21 protein-coding genes, 3 tRNA genes and 1 riboswitch are annotated in these 21,434 nt (G+C 40.0%); of the genes, 15 read left to right on the top strand and 9 right to left on the bottom strand.

Annotated elements, in window-relative coordinates; translation table 11 throughout:
* Positions 1-113: 113 nt before the first annotated feature.
* The 4 genes from panC to IE867_RS05250 all read left to right on the top strand — a co-directional run bounded on the left by panC (position 114) and on the right by IE867_RS05250 (position 3,411).
* The gene (panC, locus tag IE867_RS05265) at positions 114-905 is read left to right on the top strand and encodes a pantoate--beta-alanine ligase (RefSeq protein WP_192483732.1); all 792 of its coding nucleotides are present in this window, start codon (positions 114-116) and stop codon (positions 903-905) included.
* The gene (locus tag IE867_RS05260) at positions 902-1,024 is read left to right on the top strand and encodes an aspartate 1-decarboxylase (RefSeq protein ID WP_275403209.1); all 123 of its coding nucleotides are present in this window, start codon (positions 902-904) and stop codon (positions 1,022-1,024) included. Before panC ends, IE867_RS05260 begins: the two co-directional genes overlap by 4 nt.
* Positions 1,025-1,199: 175 nt before the next feature.
* Entirely contained in the window at positions 1,200-3,005 is a 1,806-nt protein-coding gene (locus IE867_RS05255) for an IS1634 family transposase (protein WP_192483731.1), read from the top strand.
* A 67-nt stretch (positions 3,006-3,072) separates the two neighbouring features.
* Positions 3,073-3,411, top strand: a complete 339-nt coding sequence (locus IE867_RS05250) for an aspartate 1-decarboxylase (protein WP_192483730.1) — start codon at positions 3,073-3,075, stop codon at positions 3,409-3,411.
* On the opposite strand, the gene phoR is transcribed toward IE867_RS05250, so the two are convergent.
* Together phoR and IE867_RS05240 are read right to left on the bottom strand one after the other, a co-directional pair.
* Complete coding sequence (gene phoR, locus IE867_RS05245) at positions 3,408-4,421, bottom strand: phosphate regulon sensor histidine kinase PhoR (RefSeq protein WP_192483729.1); 1,014 nt, start codon at positions 4,419-4,421, stop codon at positions 3,408-3,410. The genes IE867_RS05250 and phoR overlap by 4 nt on opposite strands.
* A gap of 2 nt (positions 4,422-4,423) precedes the next feature.
* Positions 4,424-5,122 carry a response regulator gene (locus tag IE867_RS05240; protein ID WP_192483728.1) on the bottom strand — a complete coding sequence of 233 codons (699 nt, stop codon included), beginning with the start codon at positions 5,120-5,122 and terminating at the stop codon, positions 4,424-4,426.
* 151 nt (positions 5,123-5,273) lie between these two features.
* A riboswitch (Fluoride riboswitch) is annotated at positions 5,274-5,369 on the top strand.
* Positions 5,370-5,558: 189 nt separating this feature from the next.
* Between IE867_RS05240 and crcB the strand changes: the two genes are divergently transcribed.
* Positions 5,559-5,945, top strand: coding sequence for a fluoride efflux transporter CrcB (gene crcB, locus IE867_RS05235; RefSeq protein WP_192483727.1), 387 nt, complete (start codon positions 5,559-5,561; stop codon positions 5,943-5,945).
* 7 nt (positions 5,946-5,952) lie between these two features.
* Here crcB and IE867_RS05230 read toward each other — a convergent pair whose 3' ends face one another.
* Complete coding sequence (locus IE867_RS05230) at positions 5,953-7,356, bottom strand: sugar porter family MFS transporter (RefSeq protein ID WP_192483726.1); 1,404 nt, start codon at positions 7,354-7,356, stop codon at positions 5,953-5,955.
* A 461-nt stretch (positions 7,357-7,817) separates the two neighbouring features.
* Here IE867_RS05230 and IE867_RS05225 point away from each other — a divergent pair, with 461 nt between their 5' ends.
* From IE867_RS05225 to IE867_RS05195, 7 genes are all read left to right on the top strand, one after another.
* The gene (locus IE867_RS05225) at positions 7,818-8,744 is read left to right on the top strand and encodes an ROK family protein (protein ID WP_192483725.1); all 927 of its coding nucleotides are present in this window, start codon (positions 7,818-7,820) and stop codon (positions 8,742-8,744) included.
* A 44-nt stretch (positions 8,745-8,788) separates the two neighbouring features.
* Positions 8,789-9,145, top strand: coding sequence for a phosphomannose isomerase type II C-terminal cupin domain (locus IE867_RS05220; RefSeq protein WP_192483724.1), 357 nt, complete (start codon positions 8,789-8,791; stop codon positions 9,143-9,145).
* Between the two features lie 143 nt (positions 9,146-9,288).
* A complete protein-coding gene (gene hslV / locus IE867_RS05215; RefSeq protein WP_192483723.1) occupies positions 9,289-9,843 on the top strand; it encodes an ATP-dependent protease subunit HslV in 555 nt (184 codons plus the stop codon).
* 21 nt (positions 9,844-9,864) lie between these two features.
* Positions 9,865-11,214 carry an ATP-dependent protease ATPase subunit HslU gene (gene hslU / locus IE867_RS05210; RefSeq protein WP_192483722.1) on the top strand — a complete coding sequence of 450 codons (1,350 nt, stop codon included), beginning with the start codon at positions 9,865-9,867 and terminating at the stop codon, positions 11,212-11,214.
* Between the two features lie 100 nt (positions 11,215-11,314).
* Positions 11,315-11,389: transfer RNA gene (locus tag IE867_RS05205), tRNA-Gly, on the top strand.
* A 3-nt stretch (positions 11,390-11,392) separates the two neighbouring features.
* Positions 11,393-11,466: transfer RNA gene (locus tag IE867_RS05200), tRNA-Cys, on the top strand.
* Positions 11,467-11,478: 12 nt separating this feature from the next.
* Positions 11,479-11,567 (top strand) — tRNA-Leu (locus IE867_RS05195).
* Between the two features lie 323 nt (positions 11,568-11,890).
* On the opposite strand, the gene IE867_RS05190 is transcribed toward IE867_RS05195, so the two are convergent.
* The 5 genes from IE867_RS05190 to IE867_RS05170 all read right to left on the bottom strand — a co-directional run bounded on the left by IE867_RS05190 (position 11,891) and on the right by IE867_RS05170 (position 17,611).
* Positions 11,891-13,597: an NAD-dependent malic enzyme gene (locus tag IE867_RS05190; protein ID WP_225629963.1), complete on the bottom strand. Its 1,707-nt coding sequence runs from the start codon at positions 13,595-13,597 to the stop codon at positions 11,891-11,893.
* A gap of 272 nt (positions 13,598-13,869) precedes the next feature.
* The gene (hemE, locus tag IE867_RS05185) at positions 13,870-14,910 is read right to left on the bottom strand and encodes a uroporphyrinogen decarboxylase (protein WP_192483721.1); all 1,041 of its coding nucleotides are present in this window, start codon (positions 14,908-14,910) and stop codon (positions 13,870-13,872) included.
* Positions 14,907-15,821: a lysophospholipid acyltransferase family protein gene (locus tag IE867_RS05180; RefSeq protein WP_192483720.1), complete on the bottom strand. Its 915-nt coding sequence runs from the start codon at positions 15,819-15,821 to the stop codon at positions 14,907-14,909. The genes hemE and IE867_RS05180 overlap by 4 nt, the downstream gene beginning before the upstream one ends.
* Before the next feature lie 21 nt (positions 15,822-15,842).
* Positions 15,843-17,351 (bottom strand): YifB family Mg chelatase-like AAA ATPase, encoded by a 1,509-nt coding sequence (locus tag IE867_RS05175; RefSeq protein ID WP_192483719.1) that lies wholly within the window; start codon positions 17,349-17,351, stop codon positions 15,843-15,845.
* 5 nt (positions 17,352-17,356) lie between these two features.
* The gene (locus IE867_RS05170) at positions 17,357-17,611 is read right to left on the bottom strand and encodes an accessory factor UbiK family protein (protein ID WP_192483718.1); all 255 of its coding nucleotides are present in this window, start codon (positions 17,609-17,611) and stop codon (positions 17,357-17,359) included.
* Positions 17,612-17,689: 78 nt separating this feature from the next.
* Between IE867_RS05170 and IE867_RS05165 the strand changes: the two genes are divergently transcribed.
* Positions 17,690-18,028, top strand: a complete 339-nt coding sequence (locus tag IE867_RS05165; RefSeq protein ID WP_192483717.1) for a P-II family nitrogen regulator — start codon at positions 17,690-17,692, stop codon at positions 18,026-18,028.
* Between the two features lie 26 nt (positions 18,029-18,054).
* On the opposite strand, the gene IE867_RS05160 is transcribed toward IE867_RS05165, so the two are convergent.
* The gene (locus IE867_RS05160; protein ID WP_192483716.1) at positions 18,055-19,755 is read right to left on the bottom strand and encodes a lytic polysaccharide monooxygenase; all 1,701 of its coding nucleotides are present in this window, start codon (positions 19,753-19,755) and stop codon (positions 18,055-18,057) included.
* Between the two features lie 207 nt (positions 19,756-19,962).
* Between IE867_RS05160 and IE867_RS05155 the strand changes: the two genes are divergently transcribed.
* Both IE867_RS05155 and IE867_RS05150 read left to right on the top strand, forming a co-directional pair.
* Complete coding sequence (locus IE867_RS05155) at positions 19,963-20,103, top strand: hypothetical protein (RefSeq protein ID WP_192483715.1); 141 nt, start codon at positions 19,963-19,965, stop codon at positions 20,101-20,103.
* The gene (locus IE867_RS05150; RefSeq protein ID WP_192483714.1) at positions 20,096-21,379 is read left to right on the top strand and encodes an AmpG family muropeptide MFS transporter; all 1,284 of its coding nucleotides are present in this window, start codon (positions 20,096-20,098) and stop codon (positions 21,377-21,379) included. Before IE867_RS05155 ends, IE867_RS05150 begins: the two co-directional genes overlap by 8 nt.
* Positions 21,380-21,434: the final 55 nt, after the last annotated feature.

The following is a 21,434-nucleotide window of genomic DNA, read 5'->3' as shown; positions in this document are numbered from 1 at the left end:
GAATTAGGCAACGGTAATTTTATATTCCCCTCTTTGCAAGAGGGGTGCCGAGTTTACGAGGCGGGGTGTTGAAATAGAAAAAGTCCGTAACGCCAATAACTTAAGGAAATCCAATGAAGATTTTTAATGATATCGCTTCTTGGCAAACAGCACGCCAACAAATCGCAACGGATAAAACCCTAGGTGTTGTAATGACCATGGGCGCGCTGCACAAAGGGCATTTGAGTTTAATTAAGCAAAGCCAGCAAGATAATGATTACACATTGGTGACAATTTTTGTCAATCCGACACAGTTTAATAATCCAAACGACTTTGACAATTACCCAAACACATGGCAACAAGACGTTGATTTACTAACGATGGAAGGTGTTGACTTTCTATTATCGCCAGACAAAGAGATGCTTTACCCTGATAATTATAACTATCAGATTAATGAGAAAAGTTTAAGCCAAATACTCTGTGGTACCTCACGTCCTGGGCATTTTGAGGGTATGCTGACCATTGTCATGAAGCTGTTAAATATTGCCCAAGCAAATAATGCTTACTTTGGCGAAAAAGATTACCAACAATATCGGCTGATCAAAGGCATGGCGCAAGCTTTCTTTATCACAACCAACATCGTTAGCTGCCCAATTATTCGTGAAGAAGATGGACTAGCTTTTAGCTCAAGAAATTTACGTCTAGATGAAAGCGCTCGCAACAAGGCAGGCTATTTTGCCCAAACGATTCGCCAGAATTACGATATTGAGCAAGTGAAAAACACACTTATTGCCAACCACATTATCATTGACTATCTAGAGGATATTGATAATCGCCGCTTTGCCGCAGTGATGATTGACGATATTCGTTTTATTGATAATTTCCCACTTGCTGAAATCACCCAACTGACTAAGGAACATATATGAAACGCACGCTATTAAAATCTAAAATCCATATGGCAACCGTCACGGAAGCAAACCTTAATTATTACGGCTCAATCAGTATTGATCGCGCGCTTTGTAAACCCAAGTTGGTAAATTTTTGATTATTATGCATCCAAACTAAACTTTTTTTGCAATTTTAAGATTATCAAACCCCTATTCCTACGTTCATTTTATGCCAAAATCACTTTTGTAGTGCCATAATATTTGTATTTACTATTGCTTATGCCTACAAACTCTGATAGAGTCACTTCAACACAAAATAGCACTGCATGATTTATGTACATACGCAAAACAAAAACACGCACTATCGCTGATGTCACCTATTACAGTTATCGTCTAGTTGAAACAATGCGCATGGCAAATGGTAAGGTACGCCAAATCACACTCCTAAATCTAGGCAGCAGCTATACCACTATTGATGAATCAGAATGGGCATTATTGACTGATCGCATCAAAGACTTATTGCATGGCGCTGAGCACGCGCTATTGAATGTTGATGATCATATCGAAGCAGAAGCACGTCGTCTAAGCGCTCTTGTCATTAAAAAACATGGTGAAGCATTATTTAACACATCACCTGTAGAGTCACACTATGAGCAAGTGGATATTTCCTCTGTTGAATCCTCTGATATTAAAAGCATTGGTGCCGAAAGCCTTGTCCACAAGGCAGCACAAGATCTGCATTTGCCACAGATTCTAAGCACATGTGGCTTATCCAATAGCGAATGCCAAGATGCACTGGCAACGATTCTAGCGCGCACATTGTACCCTGCTAGCGAGGTGAGGACTTGTGAAGTTTTAAAAACTAAAAGTGCGCTAGATGAGGTGCTACAAACCGATTTCAGCACATTACATAAAAATCGTCTGTATCGTATTTCAGATGTGCTGTTAAAGTCTAAAGATGCCATTGAAGAAGGCTTATACCAAAGAGAGAGGACATGGTTTGAGTTTGAAGAAATAGTGACGCTTTATGATTTAACCAACACCTATTTTGAAGGTCAATCACTGGATAATGAGCTAAGTGCTTTAGGACGTTCAAAAGAAAAGCGCAGTGATTGTATGCTGGTGACTTTAGCATTAGTGTTGGATGGTTCTGGATTTATCAAAAAAAGTCAGTTGTTTAAGGGAAATGTTTCTGAACCTAAGACATTAGAGGAAATGGTTAAACCTTGTAGCAAGGAGGCTATTGTGGTGATGGATGCAGGTATTGCCACAGAGGATAATATCCAATGGTTGACAGAGCATGGTTACAAGTATTTGGTGATATCACGTAAGCGTAATTTGATCTTACCAGAGGACATTTCAGGCGTTGTTGTCAAAGAAGATCCGGATAATCAAGTCACCACCTATTTAGTTAAGCCGTCAGAGAGCAATGAAGTGGAATTGTATTGCCATTCGCAGGGGATGGAGAACAAAGGCAGTGCGATGTATGAGAAATTTAAACAACGTTTTATTGAAGAATTAGAAAAGGTAAAAGCGGGGTTAAGTAAAAAAGGTTGTACGAAGAAATATGATAAAGTCTGCGAGAAACTGGGTAGGTTAAAAGAAAAATACAGCAAAGTAGCAAGTCATTTTGAGCTCGAGCTCATAGCAGATACGAACAAAGAAAATGCCTTATCATTGACATGGCATGACAAAGAAACTAAAGCGAATAAAAACAAAGGAATTTATTGCATTCGCACCAACCAAACGCATTTAACTAATCAACAAATATGGCAAACTTATCGCACGCTCAATGACATTGAAGCCGCCTTTAGAATATTAAAAAGTGACTTAGGGATGCGTCCGGTTTATCATCAAACCACAGCACGTATCAGTGGTCATATTTTTATTAGTATACTTGCCTATCATATTTTGCATTGTATTCGCTTTCAGCTGAAGAAAGTTGATATTCACGATAGTTGGGAGACTGTTTTGTTAAAGTTAAGCACGCATTATCGCGTCACAACAACGATGCAAACCAAAGAAGGGAAAACCTTACATATTCGTAAGTCAGCTAAGCCCAATCACGAGCAGGCTAAGATTTATAAAGCTTGTAATGCCCCAGCTATTCCATTAAAGCCGATCATCAAAACGCTATAACGCATCGATCACATCTTCACAAAAAATCAAAAAACACAAAAAATCCGTAGTGCCTTAACTCACCTTTATGTATGGCGCAAAGCCTTATACCGTATACGTTTCAGAAATTCTGCTTACCAAGTTGGGTAAAGAAGCAAATCTCATTCCTTTTGAACGTGTTGAAATCTATAACTGTAACAATGGTGCACGCTTTGCCACCTACGTCATCTTAGGTGGTCAAGGTGAGATTTGCTTAAATGGTGCCGCAGCACGTCATGTCGCTACAGGAGACACCGTTATTATTGCATCTTATGCTGAATATGAGGCGCATGAATTAAAAGATCACAACCCACACCTTGTCTTTGTTGATAAGCAAAATGATGTGATTGAAATTAAACGTTATTTGGATTCATCCATTAATCATTAGTTAGGGAAATCACAACGAAACATGCTGCCCTTGCCAAGGTCACTTTGAATGCTTAATGAGGCTTTATGACGAATAAGCACGTGTTTGACAATTGCTAAGCCAAGGCCAGCTCCTCCTGTTTCTGGGGAGCGCCCTTTATCAACACGGTAAAAACGCTCAGTTAAACGCGGGATATGCTTTTGCTCAATACCTAAGCCTTCATCTTTGACATAAAAGTGCTTGCCATGTTTATCCTGATACCAAGCAATCGTAATGCTTCCACCATTTGGGGAGTAACGCACCGCATTGATAATCAAATTACTAAAGCAGCTATTGATCTCCTTTTCATTGCCTTGAAGTGACAATCTTTCATCAATGTCTATGACAAACTCATGCTTATCCGTGCCTAGTGTTTTTGCCGATTCAATAATTTCAATGAGCATGGGCGCCACACTCAAAGTTTCCAGTTCACCTTTTTGCACCTGATGACTTTGGACTTTAGATAACAATAACAAATCCTCAATAAGCCACTCAATTCGCATCATTTGTTGCTGCATTTGTTCAAAATAAGGTAGCCATTCATTTAAATGCTCAGCAACATCTGGCTGCATCAATTCTAAATAACCACGAATAACCGTCAATGGTGTGCGCATTTCATGTGATACATTGGCGACAAAGTCCTGACGCATACGCTCAATATGATGACGAAAACCGGCATCTTGAGTAATAAGCAGAAAATGCTGATCATAGGGGATGAGCACCACAGATAATATTTGATCCGGTGTTTTGGGTAACGGCAACTCGAAGGTACTCATATTTTTCTGCCGCAGATAGGTCAACAAAGTAGGAAATTCAAAAACCTCAGCGATATTTTGCGCTAATTGTGCTTTTGATAATTGAAAGAAGTTCTTAGCTGGTTGATTAAACCATTGCACTGATCCTTCTTGATCAACAATAACAACCGCATCAGTAATACCTTGCGCAAAGGTCTTTGCCCAAAATAACCCGATTTTATTATGCTCATCTATCATTTTCACACCAACTCTTGATCAATTAGCTGATAACCTTCACCACGAATTGCACGCAAATAAATATCATAATGAAAAGGAGCTAAGAGTTTTCTAACTCGAGCAATATGTACATCCACTGTGCGCTCAGTAATATCTTTATCCGCACTCCAAACATGATCTAAAATACGTGATCGTGATAATGTTTTCCCTGCATGCTGCATCAAATAGGTTATTAGCTTAAACTCAAGTCGCCCACATTTGATTAGTTTGCCTTTATAACTCAATACATGACTTTGTAAATCAGCATTAAGCTCACGAAAAACAAGTTTTGATTTATCATCACTTACCCCTTTTGTCCGCTTTAACAAGGCTTGAATGCGCATAATAAGTTCTTTAGGCGAAAATGGCTTAGTCACATAATCATCAACCCCCATGCCAAACCCTCTTAACACATCACCCTCTTCAGCTTTTGCTGTTAGCATAATCACAGGCAAGCTCTCAAGTGGCTTCGTTTGTCTGATTTGCGCTAAGAGCTTGATGCCACTGGTATCTGGCAACATCCAATCCAATAAAACCAAATCAATACTTGAATCACTCATCAGTCTTTCTAACGCTTGCACGCCATTTTCAACCATCACAACTTCATATCGTTGACGAGTTAATGTCAACTGCAATAACTGCCGTATAGGTGGTTCATCATCCACAATTAGTATTTTTGCCATATGATCATCAAGCCTTACTTAGATTCACCATAAAATGCTAACGTATCTATGCTATAGATTCCAGTGATATTATTATGATAAATTATACTGGATAGGTTTACGGATTAGCATTTTGACGCATGTTGATTTCATTGTTTATTATGTTATAGTTTGACGCCAAGGAAATGACGTTCTTCCAAAGTGTATAAATGATTATCTCAATCAAACACTTAAACCATCCTTTAAGATTGATGACGTCTATACATACCGCTCGTAAATCATTTTGCGGTGTTAGGTGTCGAAGAAGTTTTTGATGCTTTTGGGTGATAGAGTTGCAGGGAATAGCTAGAACTATTGGCAAGACTCTATCACCCAAAAGGGCACAAAATTCAATGACAGAAATGCTGTAAAATGGCTTATGGGCGGTATGATACAAACTTAAAGGAGAATTACAACGATGTTAACGTTATTATTAGTTGGTTTAGGTGGCGGTTTAGGCTCAATCAGCCGCTTTGGTTTATCTGAATTCATTTACAAGGTGTTTGGCAAATCCTTTCCGCATGGCATTTTGATTGTCAACATCCTTGGATGTCTTATCATTGGTGCATTGGCAGCATTTTTTCAGAAAGAGCGCTTGCTTGAGCATTTTCTCACACCGCATTTTAGAGCCTTGTTAATCACCGGCTTCTTAGGTGGATTTACAACTTTCTCAAGTTTTAGTCTAGATGCCTTAACACTCCTACAAAAAGGTGAATGGTCAAAGGCCATTATTTACATTATGCTGAGTGTTCTTATTTCGATGATTGCCGTTTTTGTCGGCTTTTATTTGGTTGAGAAATACTAGGTTTTATTTATTCACCCAGTTTTTTAAGTGGGACACCATTTTCTAAATTCTTTTCAATATGCTCAAGACTGACACCTTTTGTCTCTGGCACAAAGAACTTCAAGAAGATCATTGCTAAAATACAAAAGCCACCAAATACAAAGAATATCGAGGCATTACCATAAAACTTCATAAAGCTTAAGGCATTTGCCATTACAACGCCTGCAAATGTCCAGTTAACCATTGTTGTTACGGTCATGCCAATTTCACGTCCCTTTAATGGGAAAATCTCGGCACAAATCACCCAAGCAACAGGTCCCCAAGAACAGGCAAAACCAAAAATATAAACAACGGCTGACAATAATAAAACAGTTTTTGATAGTCCGCTAGGTGATGCATTGCCTGCCATTGATAAAAAAGCAAAGCCTGCTGCAAACATTGACACCATCATCACAACAGCACCAACATAAAGCAATTTCTTACGCCCCCACTTTTCAATCCATTTAATTGCTGGAAAAGTGAAAATCATATTAACCGTTGGAATAGCAAGAAGCGCTATGATCCCCGTCATACCTGCATAGCCAAATATGGTGGGCGCATAGTAAATCATCATGTTAATACCAACGAGCTGTTGGAACATCTGCAATACCACACCAACAATAAGCACTTTCCAAAAGAAACCTTTAGAAAGCATATTAAAGCCAACACCTTTATTGACCGAAATGCTTTCTTTGATTTCATTAACCTCGTCATCAATTTCTTGTTGTGATGCGCGTACACGCTTTAGCACCGAAACAGCTTGTGCTTCTTTGCCTTTTAGCAATAGCCAACGCGGGCTTTCCGGCAGGAACACACTTCCTAGAAACATGACAAATGCAAATACAACAATCACACCAAACATCAAAGACAATGAGATCTCAACATGTCCTAACGCCTTGGCAATAAACACATTTGTGACCGCAATTAAAAATATACCAATGGTAATCATTAACTGAAAAAGTGTCGCCATACCGCCACGAATTGCTTTTGGTGCAGTCTCAGATAAATATAGTGGCACAGTAAATGAGGCAATACCGACCGCAAACCCTAAACCAAAGCGACACGCTGTAAGCACGAACAATGGTGGTAAAAACGCTGAAATCAATGAAAAAGCAGTGAATAGAAATCCTGCTAAAACCAGCACTCTCTTGCGCCCTAGAGCGCGCGCAAATAATCCACTAAGCAAAGCGCCCAGAATCCCACCCCATGCCAAAACGGCTGAATAATGCTCGCCTTGCTGTGTCGTTAAACCATAAACATGGTCAATGGTTGATAATGAGTTGGCTATAAACCCTTGGTCTAAACCAAATAGTAAACCGCCTAATGCGCCGATTAAGCAGATCATATAGACGAGCTTTTGATACTCTTTTTTTGCATTGACATTAGCTGTCATTGGATTCTCCCCGTTTTTTAACATTTGTTGAGATAAGTAATAAATGATAAAAATATGTTAACGCAGCATTGCATCAATAATTACATACTTTGTCAATATATTACTTATTTATTACATAAGATAATTGGCTAAGACTAAATATTCACCCACAAGTGCTCACCGTACCCTGAGCGTAAGTCGAAGGGTAAGCTTGGAAAAATCACACTTCATAGAGGCTTCGACTTACGCTCAGCCAACGTTTACAAAATCAAAGTGGGCAGTAATATGGTCATAGCCCGATAATTAGCCATCATTTGTCATAAGCTGCCATCTCTAACGATTGCTTTACACCCTTTATCCCCAAGCCATTCTCCTGATTATTTGGCTGTTCTTTGCTTGTTAACTGCACTCAAAGTGCGATATATTTGCCATGAGTAAATTTTCTGCAAACACAACGTAAAAAAGAAAAAGGTAACCAAGTTATGCATAATTTTTTAGGCGCTATTGAAGCTGGAGGCACTAAGTTTGTCTGTGCAGTCGGTACTGATGGCGGAGAAATTCTACAACGCATTCGCATTAAAACAAGCACACCTGAAGAGACCATGCCCGAAGTTATTGGTTTTTTTCGTGAGCATATGAAAAAATACCCACTTAAAGCGATTGGTTGTGGGTCTTTTGGTCCCATTGACCCTGATATCAACTCTAGAACATATGGCCATATCACACATACGCCCAAGCTGCCATGGCGAGATTATAATATCGTTAAAACACTAGAAGATGCGTTACAAATACCTGTTGTATTTGATACGGACGTCAATGCAGCGGCACTAGGTGAACATCGCTGGGGAGTAGGCAAAGGAATCAGTGATTTGATTTATCTAACTGTAGGCACTGGCGTTGGTGGAGGTGCTATCGTCAACAATCAGTTAGCACACGGCAGTGCTCACCCTGAGATGGGACATATTTATATCCCTGTTGATTTAACACAGGATGATTTCAAAGGCATTTGCCCATATCATGAGCGTTGTTTAGAAGGCTTAGCATCAGGCCCTGCTTTGAAAACACGCTGGCAAGTTGATTCAGCGCTAGATCTTGCAGATGATCATATCGCTTGGGAGCTAGAAGCCGAATACCTATCATATGCACTTGTAAACTATATGATGTGTTTTGTGCCTAAGCGCATTATCTTAGGAGGAGGTGTCATGAAGCAGACACACTTATTTGAGAAGATTCATACTAAAGTAAAAGCAAAAATCAATGGCTATCTGAATCAAGACTATTGTGATAGTATCCCATCGATTATTGTGCCGCCGGCTTTGGCAGATAACGCTGGCATTATGGGTGCTTTGGCTTTAGCTAGTACCGCCATAGGCGTCACGCGAGCAGAAAAACCACTTGAGGTCGAATAATCAATCACATACATACAGAATAAAGTAATTATTAAGGTTTTAAAATGGATATAAATGAAGTAGGTAAAGTATATGAACGTCCTTGGGGCACATATCGCACAATTGAATTAGCAAGCGGCTATCAGGTAAAAATTATTACTGTTAACTCTGGCGGGCAACTATCTTTGCAAAAACATTTCAAACGCGCTGAGCATTGGGTCGTTGTTAAAGGTTCACCAACTTTTACCATTGGTGAGAACAAAAAAATGTATCACGCCAATGATCATGTGTATATTGAGAAAGAGGAAATCCACCGCATGGAAAATACAACGGATTCTCCATGTGAAATCGTCGAAGTACAGATCGGAAATTATCTTGGCGAAGATGATATTGTTCGATTGGAAGATATTTATAACCGTTAGTTAGCACTAAGTGATACCAAAGACAAATGCCCAACCTCTCAAATACAGCTAAATCTTTTTAAATAAAAACTTGTAATTTTTTTCTTAAGCGCAATCTATAGCGATCATGTTTTTATAAACCCAATCATTTAAGCGGGGAAACTATGTTAGAAATGAAAGGTACTACGATTTTATGTGTACGTCGTGGCGATGAAGTTGTCATTGGCGGCGATGGTCAAGCAACACTAGGCAATACGGTTGCAAAAGATAATATCATCAAAGTACGTAAATTAAGTAACGGTAAAGTATTAACAGGGTTTGCTGGATCAACAGCAGATGCTTTTACCTTGTTTGAAAAATTTGAGCAAAAGCTTGATTTTTACCAAGGGAACCTTGAGCGTGCATCCGTTGAGATGGTACGTGAATGGCGCCTAGATCGCATGATGAGCAAGCTTGAAGCGATGATTATTGTCGCTGATGAGAACAAATCTCTTCTAATCTCAGGTGTTGGTGATGTTATGGCGGCTGATGAAAAAGGTATTTTATCAATTGGTTCAGGTTCTGCTTTTGCCAAAGCTGCGGCACACGCCTTGGTCGATAATACAGATCTTTCGGCATCTGATATCGTTAAGAAAAGTCTCAACATTGCCGCAGATATCTGTATTTATACTAACCACAACTTAACCATTGAAAAGCTTGCTAATAAAGCAGCCGTATAATTTACTAAGGGGATAGAAATCATGTCGCAAATGACACCTAAAGAAATTGTCAGTGAATTAGACCGTTTTATCATCGGTCAAAAAGATGCAAAAAAGGCAGTTGCCATAGCGCTTAGAAACCGCTGGCGCAGAATGCAACTTGAAGATGGCATGCGCCAAGAAGTTACACCTAAAAATATTTTAATGATTGGACCAACTGGCGTTGGTAAAACAGAGATCGCACGACGCTTGGCAAAGCTTGCCAATGCACCATTTATCAAAATTGAAGCGACTAAATTTACCGAGGTAGGTTATGTTGGTAAAGATGTTGACTCTATCATTCGCGATTTAGCAGACATCTCCATCAAGATGTATCGTGAGCAAGAGAAAACCAAAGTCGCAGCACGCGCTGAAGAGCTCGCAAAAGAACGTATACTAGATGCCTTGTTACCGGCAGCACGTGAGAGCAAAGTAGGCTTTGCCAATGAACCAGTTGAAGTCGAACAAAAAACTGAAAATACAACCCGCCAACTTTTTAGAAAAAAACTTGCTGCAGGTGAGCTTAACGACAAAGAAATTGAGATCGACATCGCCATGGCAGCACCTCAAATGAACATCATGGGACCTCCTGGCATGGAGGATATGACCAATCAGTTACAAAGTTTATTCTCATCGATGGGTGATGAACGTAAGAAACGTCGCAAAATCAAAGTTAAAGATGCCTTGAAATTACTACAAGATGAGGAAGCCGGCAAGTTAGTTAATGAAGATGATATTAAGCTTAAGGCAATCGAAGCCGTTGAGCAAAACGGGATTGTCTTTATTGATGAAATTGACAAGGTCTGTAAAAAGTCAGATCAGCGTGGAGGTGATGTTTCACGTGAAGGTGTTCAGCGTGATTTATTACCATTAGTCGAAGGCTCAACCGTCAGCACAAAGTATGGTATGATCAAAACAGATCATATTTTGTTTATCGCCTCAGGCGCTTTCCATGTTGCCAAGCCATCAGATTTAATTCCTGAGCTACAAGGACGCTTGCCGATCCGTGTTGAGCTAAGGTCACTTGAAGTTGAAGACTTTGTACGCATTCTCACAGAGCCTGATTATTCATTGATTAAACAGTATGTTGCTCTATTAGGCACTGAAGATGTGAAGATCATCTTTGAAGAAGATGCTATTAGACGCATTGCTGAGATTTCATTCCGCGTTAATGAAGAAGTTGAAAACATCGGCGCACGACGCCTGCACACAGTACTTGAGCGCTTATTAGAAGAAGTATCCTTTGATGCCTCTGATCGCACTGAAAAAACTTTTAGCGTCACCAGCGATTACGTCAATGAAAAACTAGGAAGTTTAGTCAAAGACCGCGACCTAAGTCAGTACATTCTGTAGCGCATTTGCACACTTAAGAAAAATTCGTCAATAAACGTATGAAAACTCAAAAAATACAATTGACATTAGGGGTTTAGCCCTTATAATCTGATCCTGTTCTGCGGGAATAGCTCAGTGGTAGAGCACAACCTTGCCAAGGTTGGGGTCGCGAGTTCGAACCTCGTTTCCCGCTCCAGTTGGCTGGGTAGCAAAGTGGTTATGCAGAGGCCTGCAAAGCCTTGGACACCGGTTCGATTCCGGTCTCAGCCTCCAGAACAAGTCTTTGCCCGGGTGGTGAAATTGGTAGACACAAGGGACTTAAAATCCCTCGAGACTTAACTCTCGTGCCGGTTCGACTCCGGCCCCGGGCACCATAAAATTTTCCCAATGCAAAATATTAAAAATCAAAACATTTTTGCGCATATTTAAATCATGATCTCATCGAGAGATATTGAAATTGTAACAATCACTGTTAACTCTATACCCATCGTAAGTTGTTTTGCGGTGTTTGCTTGCAAAGTAGTTTGTGAAGATTTTGGCAAGTTGAATTGCAGGTAATATCTGCCCTTAACAGAGTCTTTGGGCGCTCATTTGCTAAAACAATGAAACTATTCATTGTTTCTTAACGCATTCGCTATTATCAAAATTCAACTTGCCAAAAGCACGAAAAATACAAAGCAAGAAATCTTTAAAGAAACTACGACTTAAAGTAATACGGATAATACTTTGGCTCCCAAATCACTTGATCTATCTTGCGCCAAATATCATCAACATCTTCAGCAACACCATCCTCAATTGCCTGACGTGCTACAGCAAATGCCACCTGACGACTGACACTGTATGCCTCACTTAGTTTTGGTAATAATGCATCATCTTGGGTTGAGTAATTTGCTAGTGCCTTACATGCCGCCCATAACATATTATCCGTAAAGCGCTTCGCAGCAATCGCAACGATGCCTAAGCCAATACCAGGGAAAACTAAGGCATTGTTTGACTGTGCAATACGATAAACTTTACCTTTATAACCAACATCATCAAATGGGCTACCTGTAGCGATAAGTGCGCGCCCTTCCGTTAAACGAATGATATCCTGCGGCACACGCTCACAACGACTCGTTGGATTAGATAGGGTAAAGATAATTGGGCGATCATTATTCTTAGCCATAGATAAAACAACATCATCCGTAAATGCACCAGCAACACCGGAGCAACCAATTAAAGTCGTTGGTTTCGCTTGCCTGACCACTTCTGTCAACACAATTCGTCCCTGGTCATCCGTAGCCCATCCTTTAACTGATTCACGTGTACAAGCATAAGGGCGTTGAAAGTCCATCATATCCTGATCATCAATCAATAACCCATCTTTATCAATACACCAGAAGTGCTGATAAGCTTCTTCTTTTGTCAAACCCGAATGCACAAGCGCTGCAACAATCTCATCGGCAATACCCAATCCTGCCGTTCCCGCACCAAAGATCACAAATTTCTGACGATTAAACTTCAAGCCTGAGCGTTTAGATGCTGAAATCAAACCTGCTAAAGCGACCGCCGCAGTTCCTTGCATATCATCATTAAAGCTGCAGATTTCATTTTGATATTTCACTAAATTTTTACGTGCATTGTCACGACCAAAGTCTTCCCAATGCAGAAATGTCTCCGGCATTTCTTCTTGAACTGCCTCAATAAATAACTGCACCATTTCATCATATTGCTCACCACGCACACGCTCATGACGCCAACCAAGATACAACGGATCTTCTAACAACTTTTTATTATTAGTGCCTGCATCTAAAAACACCGGCAAATAACGCCCAGGATTAATGCCCGCACACAGCGTATAAACCATAAGCTTAGCAACTGGTATTTCAATACCACCAACACCTTGATCACCAATTCCTAACACGCCTTCCGCATCACTAACTACAAGAATATCAATATCTGAGTTAGTGCGATTACGTAATATCTCACGCATCTTGTAGCGATCTGGATAAGCAATATAAAGTCCTCGAGGTGATAGGAACTGCTCGCTATAGCGCATCACCGCTTCACCAACTGTTGGTGTGTAGATAATTGGCAGCATTTCATTGAGATTATCGCGCACTAATCGATAAAACAACGTCTCGTTGATATTGTGCAAGTTCTTTAAAAAACTATAGCGCCCAATGTTGCTTCTAAAAGATTTATACTGCTGATAGGCACGCGTTTTTTGCTCTTCTAAAGATTCGATCTGGAAAGGCAATTTACCTAATAAGCCAAATTCTTCACGCTCACGCTCGCTAAAGGCCGTACCCTTATTTAAAGATGCAAGTGTTAATAAACTCTTACCATGCAAATCAGTTTCAACCCACATTTCATTGCTTTCAGGATTGCGTTTAAATTCAAATCTTTTTATCTTCTTCATCATTATGCTTCTATAGTTATTTTTTATATTTATATCTTTCGGCTGAGACTAAATTTCACCCACAAGTGCTCACCCTACCTTGAGCGTAAGTCGAAGCGATGCACTGAGCATCAATCGAAGCGGTGCACTAAGCGTCAGCCGAAGTGTGAGAAGCTTGGAAAATCACACTTCATAGAGGCTTCGACTTACGCTCAGCCAACGCTTACACAATCAAAGGGAGCAGGAATATGGTCATAGCCTATCTTTCTAACTTAAATTTCTAATTGCTAATTCACTTAGCCTTTAGCACCAAACTCACGCACAACATCAACCATTACCTTAACTTTATCCGGTGAAATATCTGGATATACGCCATGTCCTAAATTAAAGACAAAGCGACTATATGGTGCCTGACTTATAACAATGCTTTTTACCGAGTCAATAATACTTTGATCACTACCATAAAGTGCCGCAGGATCTAAGTTGCCTTGCAGCGCAAACTCATTGCCAACGGCTTGTCTTGCACGTGCTACATCAATACTCCAATCAATACCGATACCATCGCAGTCGGTTTTAATCAACTGGTCTAACCATAATCCACCGCCCTTAGTAAAAAGTGTCACTGGCACATGCGGATGACGTTTTTTAAGCTCAGCTGTGATCGTTTGCATATAATTTAATGAAAAGGCTGCATAGTTGCCTTCTGCTAACATGCCACCCCACGTATCAAAGATCATCAATGCATCAGCGCCTGCTTTTACTTGTTCATCCAGATAGTTAATAATCACAATACTTAGATCAGACAATAGCTTATGCAAAAGCTCTGGCGCGCTATAGAGCATCTTACGCAATTGCGTAAACTGTTTTGAACCCTGCCCTTCAACCATGTAAGCAGCTAACGTCCAAGGACTACCACTAAAGCCAATTAAAGGCACACGATCTTTAATCGCCTTTTTAGTGGTTGAAACTGCATTAAACACATAATGCAATTTATCAATAGCACCTTCAACATCTAAGCCCTCAACATCTGTTAAAGTTGTCAATGGCGCGGAAAAGATTGGTCCCTTACCACTGACAAACTTAAGATCCATCCCCATGGCTTCTGGAATGGTTAATATATCTGAAAATACGATAGATGCATCTAAATCATAACGATCTAAAGGTTGCAAAGCCACTTCACAACAAGCCTCAGCATGGCGACACATCTGCATAAAGTCACTAAATTTGGCGCGTGTCTGGCGATACTCTGGCAAATAGCGTCCAGCTTGACGCATAATCCACATCGGTGTTTGTGTCACAGGCTTGCCTTGTAAGGCATCTAAAAATAATGTTCTCATTTTTTATCCTTTTTATAATAATCAATCCCGTCAGGGTGATATTTAAATCGCTTATATGTCCACTGATATTGCTCTGGATATTGGCGAATAATTTCCTCAAATCGCTTGGTAAAAGCATAAGCTACTGGATCTTCAACGCCATCAATTGCTTGATAGTGCTTAATCAAAGGCTCTAAGTCCTCATTAAACAGTGTCAAGCCTTTGCCATCAGCATTTCTAACGGCATAGCTTAACACAACCGCAGGCTTGTAACGCTCATATAATTTTCCAGCGAAATTCATCGTCTTGGCAGGGTTACCAAAAAAATCAACATAGGTACCACCCGCATCAACCGGTACTTGATCGGTTAGCATCGCAATCACTTCCTTTTTTGCTATGGCTTTAAATAGCATTTTCACACCTTTTTGATTGGCAGGTGACATATTTTCACATAAGCGCGAACGCGCACGCAGAATAAGCTTATCCAGTGTTTTTATCTTAGGTGGTGTGTATAGCATCGCCGAAGGATATTTACTTGAATAATACATCGAAGCAATTTCATAACTGCCTAAATGAGGTGCGACAACCATGACGCCACGCCCTTCTTCATACAAACGCTGTGAGACATCCCCGCCATGCACCACTTGAATTTGTTTCAATAGTTTTTGCGGGTTTTTGAATAAAATTCCCGGCATTTCAGCTCCTGTCATACAGGTTTGTTGCAAAGTTTTCTTAACCAACTTGCGCTTATGATAGTTACTGAGCTCAGGAAAACATTTATCAATATTAATACGTGCTATTCGACGCATATCGCTTTTACAAAAATAAAGTAACACCCCAATCATTGCACCAATACGCTGCGCTGTTTTAAAACTTAACTTTCCCCACAGAAACAATATTAATATCAGGGCTTGAGCACCTATTTTCTTCATCGCATTTTACCGTTTTTTATTTTATTGCTGAAAGCGTTCAAATTTACGATAGCTTAATGCCTCTTGAATATGATGCTTCGCAATCATCTCTTGTGCTGCCAAATCAGCAATCGTCCGCGCAATTTTAACCACTCGGTGATATGCTCTTGCCGATAAACCGAGCTTTTCAATGGCGTCTGCCAACAACAGCCGCTCATTATCCCCTAAAATGCAAAATTGATCAATTTCCTTGCCTTGAAGTTCGGCATTAATTTTCCCTTGACGCTTGATTTGTAGATCACGTGCGTTAATCACGCGCGCTTTGACATCGTGACTTGGCTCGCCTTGTGCACCCGCAACCAAATCATCATGCTCAACCTCAAGCACCTCAACTTGCAGATCAATGCGATCTAATAAGGGACCTGAGAGCTTTTGTTGATAACGTTTTATTTGCATATCTGTATCTTTGCATGCTTTACGTTGAGAACCTAAAAACCCACAAGGGCAAGGGTTCATTGCTGCAATTAATTGAAATTTAGCCGGATATTCAACTTGTGCACTCGCCCTTGAGATTACAATCTTGCCAGATTCAAGTGGCTCACGTAAAACCTCTAATACTTTACGGTCAAACTCTGGCAGCTCATCTAAAAACAACACACCATTATGTGCTAAAGAGATTTCTCCAGGCTTTGGGTTTGATCCACCACCAACAAGAGAAACTGCCGATGATGTATGATGAGGGGCGCGAAATGGGCGCTGATAGAAATGCTCTGCAACATCTCTAGCGCCTTTAATAGACGCGACCATTGCTGTTGCTAAAGCTTCATCCATCGAAAGTTTGGGTAAGATGGTATTAAAGCGCGATGCGAGCATCGTCTTGCCTGTACCAGGTGGCCCAACAAACAAGAGATTATGCCCACCTGCTGCGGCAATCTCTAATGCACGCTTAGCTTGAAACTGACCTTTAACATCGCTCAAGTCCAATTCAAATACATTATTTGGCAGCACATCTTCTGCTTGTTGTGCCTCTTTGATAAATTGTGTTTTTGATAAGTGCAAAACAACATCCATCAAACTATTAGCTGCATAAGCATGAAGATCTGGTAACAAGGCAACTTCACTTTCATTTTTGACCGCAATGATAAGATTACGTTGATGCTTTAGGCTCTGAATGGCGAACGGCAAGATCCCTTTTACGGGTCTTAATTTACCACTTAATGATAGCTCAGCAGCAAATTCATAATCCTCAATATCAGGTGCTATAACTTGTTGAGACGCAATTAAAATACCAATAGCAATCGGTAAATCGTAGCGCCCACCTTCCTTGGGCAAATCGGCAGGGGCGAGATTAATGGTAATGCGTTTACTTGGAAATTGAAATCCTGAATTAATAATCGCACTTCTAACGCGATCTTTACTCTCTTTAACAGCGGCTTCAGGTAAACCTACGATCGACAAACTCGGCAATCCATGCGATAAATGCACTTCCACAGTTACTTGTGGTGCATTCACCCCCAACTGTGCGCGGCTAAAGACCGTAGCTAGTGACATAACAGCTACTTATTTCCTTGCTTAGCAATAAGCTCATCAACTTTTTTCTCAAGCACCTCAAGCTTTAAACGTGTTTTTGCTAACACTTCTTTTTGAATATCCAACTCCTCACGCGTGACGAGATCCAACTTCTCAAAGCTTGCTTTTAAAACATTTTTGCAGTTGTTTTCAAACTCACTCGCCACTGTTTTTAAGCCACTTGGAATGCCATTGGAAATCTTACTGGCAACATCATCGATTATTTTATTGTTTAGTTTCATGCTCAATCACTTAAATGCTTTACTAATAGATAGTGCATAATGTAGCATAGACAGCTAAATTGACAAATCAATTCGAGCATGAAGCTAATTACAGCCTATATCAAACCACATTTACTTGATCGCACACGCGAAGCCCTATTAAGGATTGGTGCAACGGGCATTACTATCACTGAAATTAAAGGCTTTGGACGTCAACTGGGTCATACTGAGCTTTACCGTGGGGCTGAATATGCTGTTGATTTTTTGCCAAAGATTAAAATAGAAGTTATTTGCAAAGATGAGCAAAAAGAAGATTTTGTCGAATGGATTATCAAAATAAATCAAGCAAATAAAATTGGTGCCGGCAAAATCACCATCACCCATCTTGAGGAGGTTATTCGTATTCGTACCGGCGAAACTAATACTGAGGCAGTTTAGATGTAAACATTTAAAATCTTATTTAATCAATCTTTAGCCCAGGTGCCATCGCCAAATACTCCTGCTGGATCATAAGCATTTTGATTACACCATCCTTCATGCCCAGTACAGGTATAGGTTACACCATTTCTAATGACTTTACTGCCCATCTGATAGCTGCCAATACCATTTGGCCATTCTGGCAAATCCGGTGTTGGCTCAGGTGAAACTTGTCCTTTATTCTCCAAAAGCCAAGTGTACTCAATATGATTACTCTGCTCAATCTCCGTATTGATATAAACCATATTAGCGCCACCTTCAACCGGCTTAACCGTATCATCATCTTGTAAGACACCAATCACAACACCATATGCCTGTAATTCATTATTTAATTTAGTAATATACTGTGACTTCCATGTTGCTAAGTTATCAATCACCATTGGCACTTCAATCGCTTCTTTGTAACCGCCTAAGCGCCCAGAATCAAAGATATCACTGCGCCATAATCTAAAGTTAAGCTGATCATTTAGTTTATAACTACTTTCTGATTGAGCACCAAAAACAGCACTACCCTCATTACCTAAAAGTGGGGTCCACACACTTTCAATTGGTTCTGGCGTTACCGCATGATGTTGAATACGCCATTGATAGTTTACTGATGAAGATTTTAATTGATATACATAGTAGCCTGACGGTGATGTTGTTTCGACATTTTCACCATCTGCACTTAGTATACCTATCTGTACATCATGCTTATAATCATTATCACGATTAAATATTTTGGCTAGTTCTTGCTGCCAATTATGAGCCAAAACTGCTTCGTTTGGCTTAAATGTAGTCACGGCACAATGATTGTGCATATCGTCAACACACACCTCTAAAGATAGTGTATCATCAATGGACACATTGAGATTGGGTAATCTTGTCTCATCTGATTCACTTCCTATTACTTCCCATTTTTTTTCTGGAGCAGGAGGCATGCTCGCATCAATGACCACATCTGAACATGAATAAAAAGCTTCAGCACTGTCATCTCTTTGCCACACGGCATACAAGACATGTTGACCTGATTTAGATTCTGGAATAGGGCAATGGAAGTCCTCATATCCAATGCCTCCAGGTATGGATGTAACTTGCAAAGGCGTATTAGCTGTCGGCGGCACATGGTGACAAATTGGCTTTGGCTCCAAATCTTGCCAAGTTAATGCTTTATTTGGGTTCCAACTATCTTTGGTAATATAAATATCAATATAGCCCTTGCCATATGTTTTGTGCGGCGCGCTTACCGCATAAGTGAATGTATTGTCACCCGAGCTTATATTGACAGGATAAACATTATCACCTTGGTCTTGCGCCCATAATATTTCATCTAATGCTCTGTACTCATGTTTGTTTGCTGAACAAATAGGTGCTGTTTCACCTCCCATTATAGCGATATGTTTCGCCCTTGGGTCATCGGCATATGACGCATCATCGGACCAGCCCGCTGCGGCACCTTGCGCAACACCACTCCAATCAGAATAAACCCAATGCCAAGTAGTACTTTGATCACCATCTTCTGGATCACCCACAAGTGGAAACAAATTTGGATTACAGACTGCTACTCCACTTTTACCATTCCAATTACCACCATTAGCGTTTGTACAAAGCCATTGTCTACTCTCTGGAAAGGACAAAGCACCATGCCCAAACACTGCACCTGAACTTAACACCAAACTTGACACTAAAAAAATAGAACGTAATTTCATATGTAACTCCTAGAAAATAATTTAGCATAATTGTATAAAATTAGAACTATCCTGTGAAATTGAAAGAACTAATAGCGATATAAGGGATATTTATTTTCAAGCTTTGCGAAATCTGAAAATCAAAAGCATCCTAATACCTTCTAACAGTATCTTTTACCGAGTAGTTTCGATATATTATTTAAAGTGGAATAAGCAAAGGATATGAGCATGATGATAAAATGGCTTAATTTTTCACCTATATTGACATATAACGTTATACTTGAATTTTTGGAGCAAGGTCAAACAAAGTTTGGTCATACTCAAAATAACGCAATGCTTTTAAGTAATGGTTGGATAGCAAATGAGTAGCTTTTCACAACAACTAAAAGCCGCAACCATAGACAGTATTGCCGGTTTATTTAAAAGTCGCAAAATGTTAGTGATGTTTATTTTAGGCTACTCGTCAGGATTGCCGTTAATGCTTACAGCATCATCTCTTACTTATTGGTATCACGAAGCAGGGATTAGCATTAAAGATATTGGCTTATTAACGTTAGTGGCGTTGCCATATACTGTAAAGTATCTATGGTCGCCTGTGATTGATCAGGTAAACCTTAAATTTCTTGGCAGACGCAAGAGTTGGATTTTCTTAATGCAATTATTATTAATTGTCTGTGTGTTTTTATTGAGTCAATTCTCACCTGCACAATCACCATTAATTATCGCGGGCATTGCCTTGGCAATTTGCTTTTTCTCGGCAACGCAAGATATTGCGATTAATGCCTACCAAACAGAAGTGTTAGATGAAGATGAACGTGCATTAGGTAGCTCTATCTCAGTATTAGGCTATCGTGTGGCGATGATGGTCACGGGTGCTTTTCTATTAATCATGGTTAAATACTTTGATAACAATTGGCAAACCGGTATATTTGCATTGATTCCATTTTTTGCAGCGGCAATGATCGGCACTTTTTTAGCGAAAGAAGCCTCGGTAGATAATCGCCCGAAAACATTTGCCGATGCGGTTGTTTTGCCATTTTATGATTTCTTTACCCGTCGCGGCTTTGCAGTAGCTGTTGTTGTGCTATTGATTATTATTTTCTACAAGTTTAGTGATGCACTGGCATTTTCACTTAATACCGTATTCTTTGCCGAGCTTGGCTTTGATAAGGTCACGATTGCCGTATCGTATAAAACCAATGCCTTAATATTTACCTTCATTGGTCTAGTATTAGGTGGCATGTTAGCCAAAGGGTTTGGTTTGTTTCGCACGTTTTTAGTATTTAGCTTTATGATGGCAGCGGCAAACTTGATGTATATGTGGCTAGCATTTGAAGGGAAGAATTATTATTTAATGGTCATCTCTGTTGCAGTTGAATATATGGTCGGCGCGATGGGCACTGCCGTATTGGTGGCAATGATTATGAGTCTTGTGAATAAAAGCTTTTCCGCAACACAATTTGCAGTATTAAGCTCAATTGATTCATTAGGACGTGTATTGGTAGGACCATTAGCAGGTAATGTTCAAGCAGGCTACGGTTGGGAAATATTGTTTTTATTAAGTTTTATTCTTGGCTGTATTGTCACCCTTGGTATATGGCTTGCACGCAAGCAAATTATTTCAATGGCGAATCTGCATGCATAATCATGAATCAAGAGTAAGTCGTACTTTAATCCCCCTCACCCGCGCAGCTTAAGCT

The sequence above is a fragment of the Cysteiniphilum marinum genome, from assembly GCF_014857925.1.
GTDB classification, from domain to species: domain Bacteria; phylum Pseudomonadota; class Gammaproteobacteria; order Francisellales; family Francisellaceae; genus Caedibacter; species Caedibacter marinus.
This window is presented reverse-complemented; position numbering and strand designations above follow the sequence as displayed.

Bases quoted from the DNA above. Each gene is read 5' to 3' on its own strand.
- IE867_RS05240 (WP_192483728.1), bottom strand. From the start codon at position 5,122: ATGGCAAAAATACTAATTGTGGATGATGAACCACCTATACGGCAGTTA.
- IE867_RS05260 (WP_275403209.1), top strand. From the start codon at position 902: ATGAAACGCACGCTATTAAAATCTAAAATCCATATGGCAACCGTCACG.
- panC (WP_192483732.1), top strand. From the start codon at position 114: ATGAAGATTTTTAATGATATCGCTTCTTGGCAAACAGCACGCCAACAA.
- IE867_RS05165 (WP_192483717.1), top strand. From the start codon at position 17,690: ATGAAGCTAATTACAGCCTATATCAAACCACATTTACTTGATCGCACA.
- hslU (WP_192483722.1), top strand. From the start codon at position 9,865: ATGTCGCAAATGACACCTAAAGAAATTGTCAGTGAATTAGACCGTTTT.
- crcB (WP_192483727.1), top strand. From the start codon at position 5,559: ATGTTAACGTTATTATTAGTTGGTTTAGGTGGCGGTTTAGGCTCAATC.
- IE867_RS05160 (WP_192483716.1), bottom strand. From the start codon at position 19,755: ATGAAATTACGTTCTATTTTTTTAGTGTCAAGTTTGGTGTTAAGTTCA.
- IE867_RS05180 (WP_192483720.1), bottom strand. From the start codon at position 15,821: ATGAAGAAAATAGGTGCTCAAGCCCTGATATTAATATTGTTTCTGTGG.
- IE867_RS05175 (WP_192483719.1), bottom strand. From the start codon at position 17,351: ATGTCACTAGCTACGGTCTTTAGCCGCGCACAGTTGGGGGTGAATGCA.
- IE867_RS05255 (WP_192483731.1), top strand. From the start codon at position 1,200: ATGTACATACGCAAAACAAAAACACGCACTATCGCTGATGTCACCTAT.
- IE867_RS05220 (WP_192483724.1), top strand. From the start codon at position 8,789: ATGGATATAAATGAAGTAGGTAAAGTATATGAACGTCCTTGGGGCACA.
- IE867_RS05250 (WP_192483730.1), top strand. From the start codon at position 3,073: ATGTATGGCGCAAAGCCTTATACCGTATACGTTTCAGAAATTCTGCTT.
- hemE (WP_192483721.1), bottom strand. From the start codon at position 14,910: ATGAGAACATTATTTTTAGATGCCTTACAAGGCAAGCCTGTGACACAA.
- IE867_RS05225 (WP_192483725.1), top strand. From the start codon at position 7,818: ATGCATAATTTTTTAGGCGCTATTGAAGCTGGAGGCACTAAGTTTGTC.
- IE867_RS05170 (WP_192483718.1), bottom strand. From the start codon at position 17,611: ATGAAACTAAACAATAAAATAATCGATGATGTTGCCAGTAAGATTTCC.
- IE867_RS05150 (WP_192483714.1), top strand. From the start codon at position 20,096: ATGAGTAGCTTTTCACAACAACTAAAAGCCGCAACCATAGACAGTATT.
- IE867_RS05230 (WP_192483726.1), bottom strand. From the start codon at position 7,356: ATGACAGCTAATGTCAATGCAAAAAAAGAGTATCAAAAGCTCGTCTAT.
- phoR (WP_192483729.1), bottom strand. From the start codon at position 4,421: ATGATAGATGAGCATAATAAAATCGGGTTATTTTGGGCAAAGACCTTT.
- IE867_RS05190 (WP_225629963.1), bottom strand. From the start codon at position 13,597: ATGATGAAGAAGATAAAAAGATTTGAATTTAAACGCAATCCTGAAAGC.
- hslV (WP_192483723.1), top strand. From the start codon at position 9,289: ATGTTAGAAATGAAAGGTACTACGATTTTATGTGTACGTCGTGGCGAT.
- IE867_RS05155 (WP_192483715.1), top strand. From the start codon at position 19,963: ATGATGATAAAATGGCTTAATTTTTCACCTATATTGACATATAACGTT.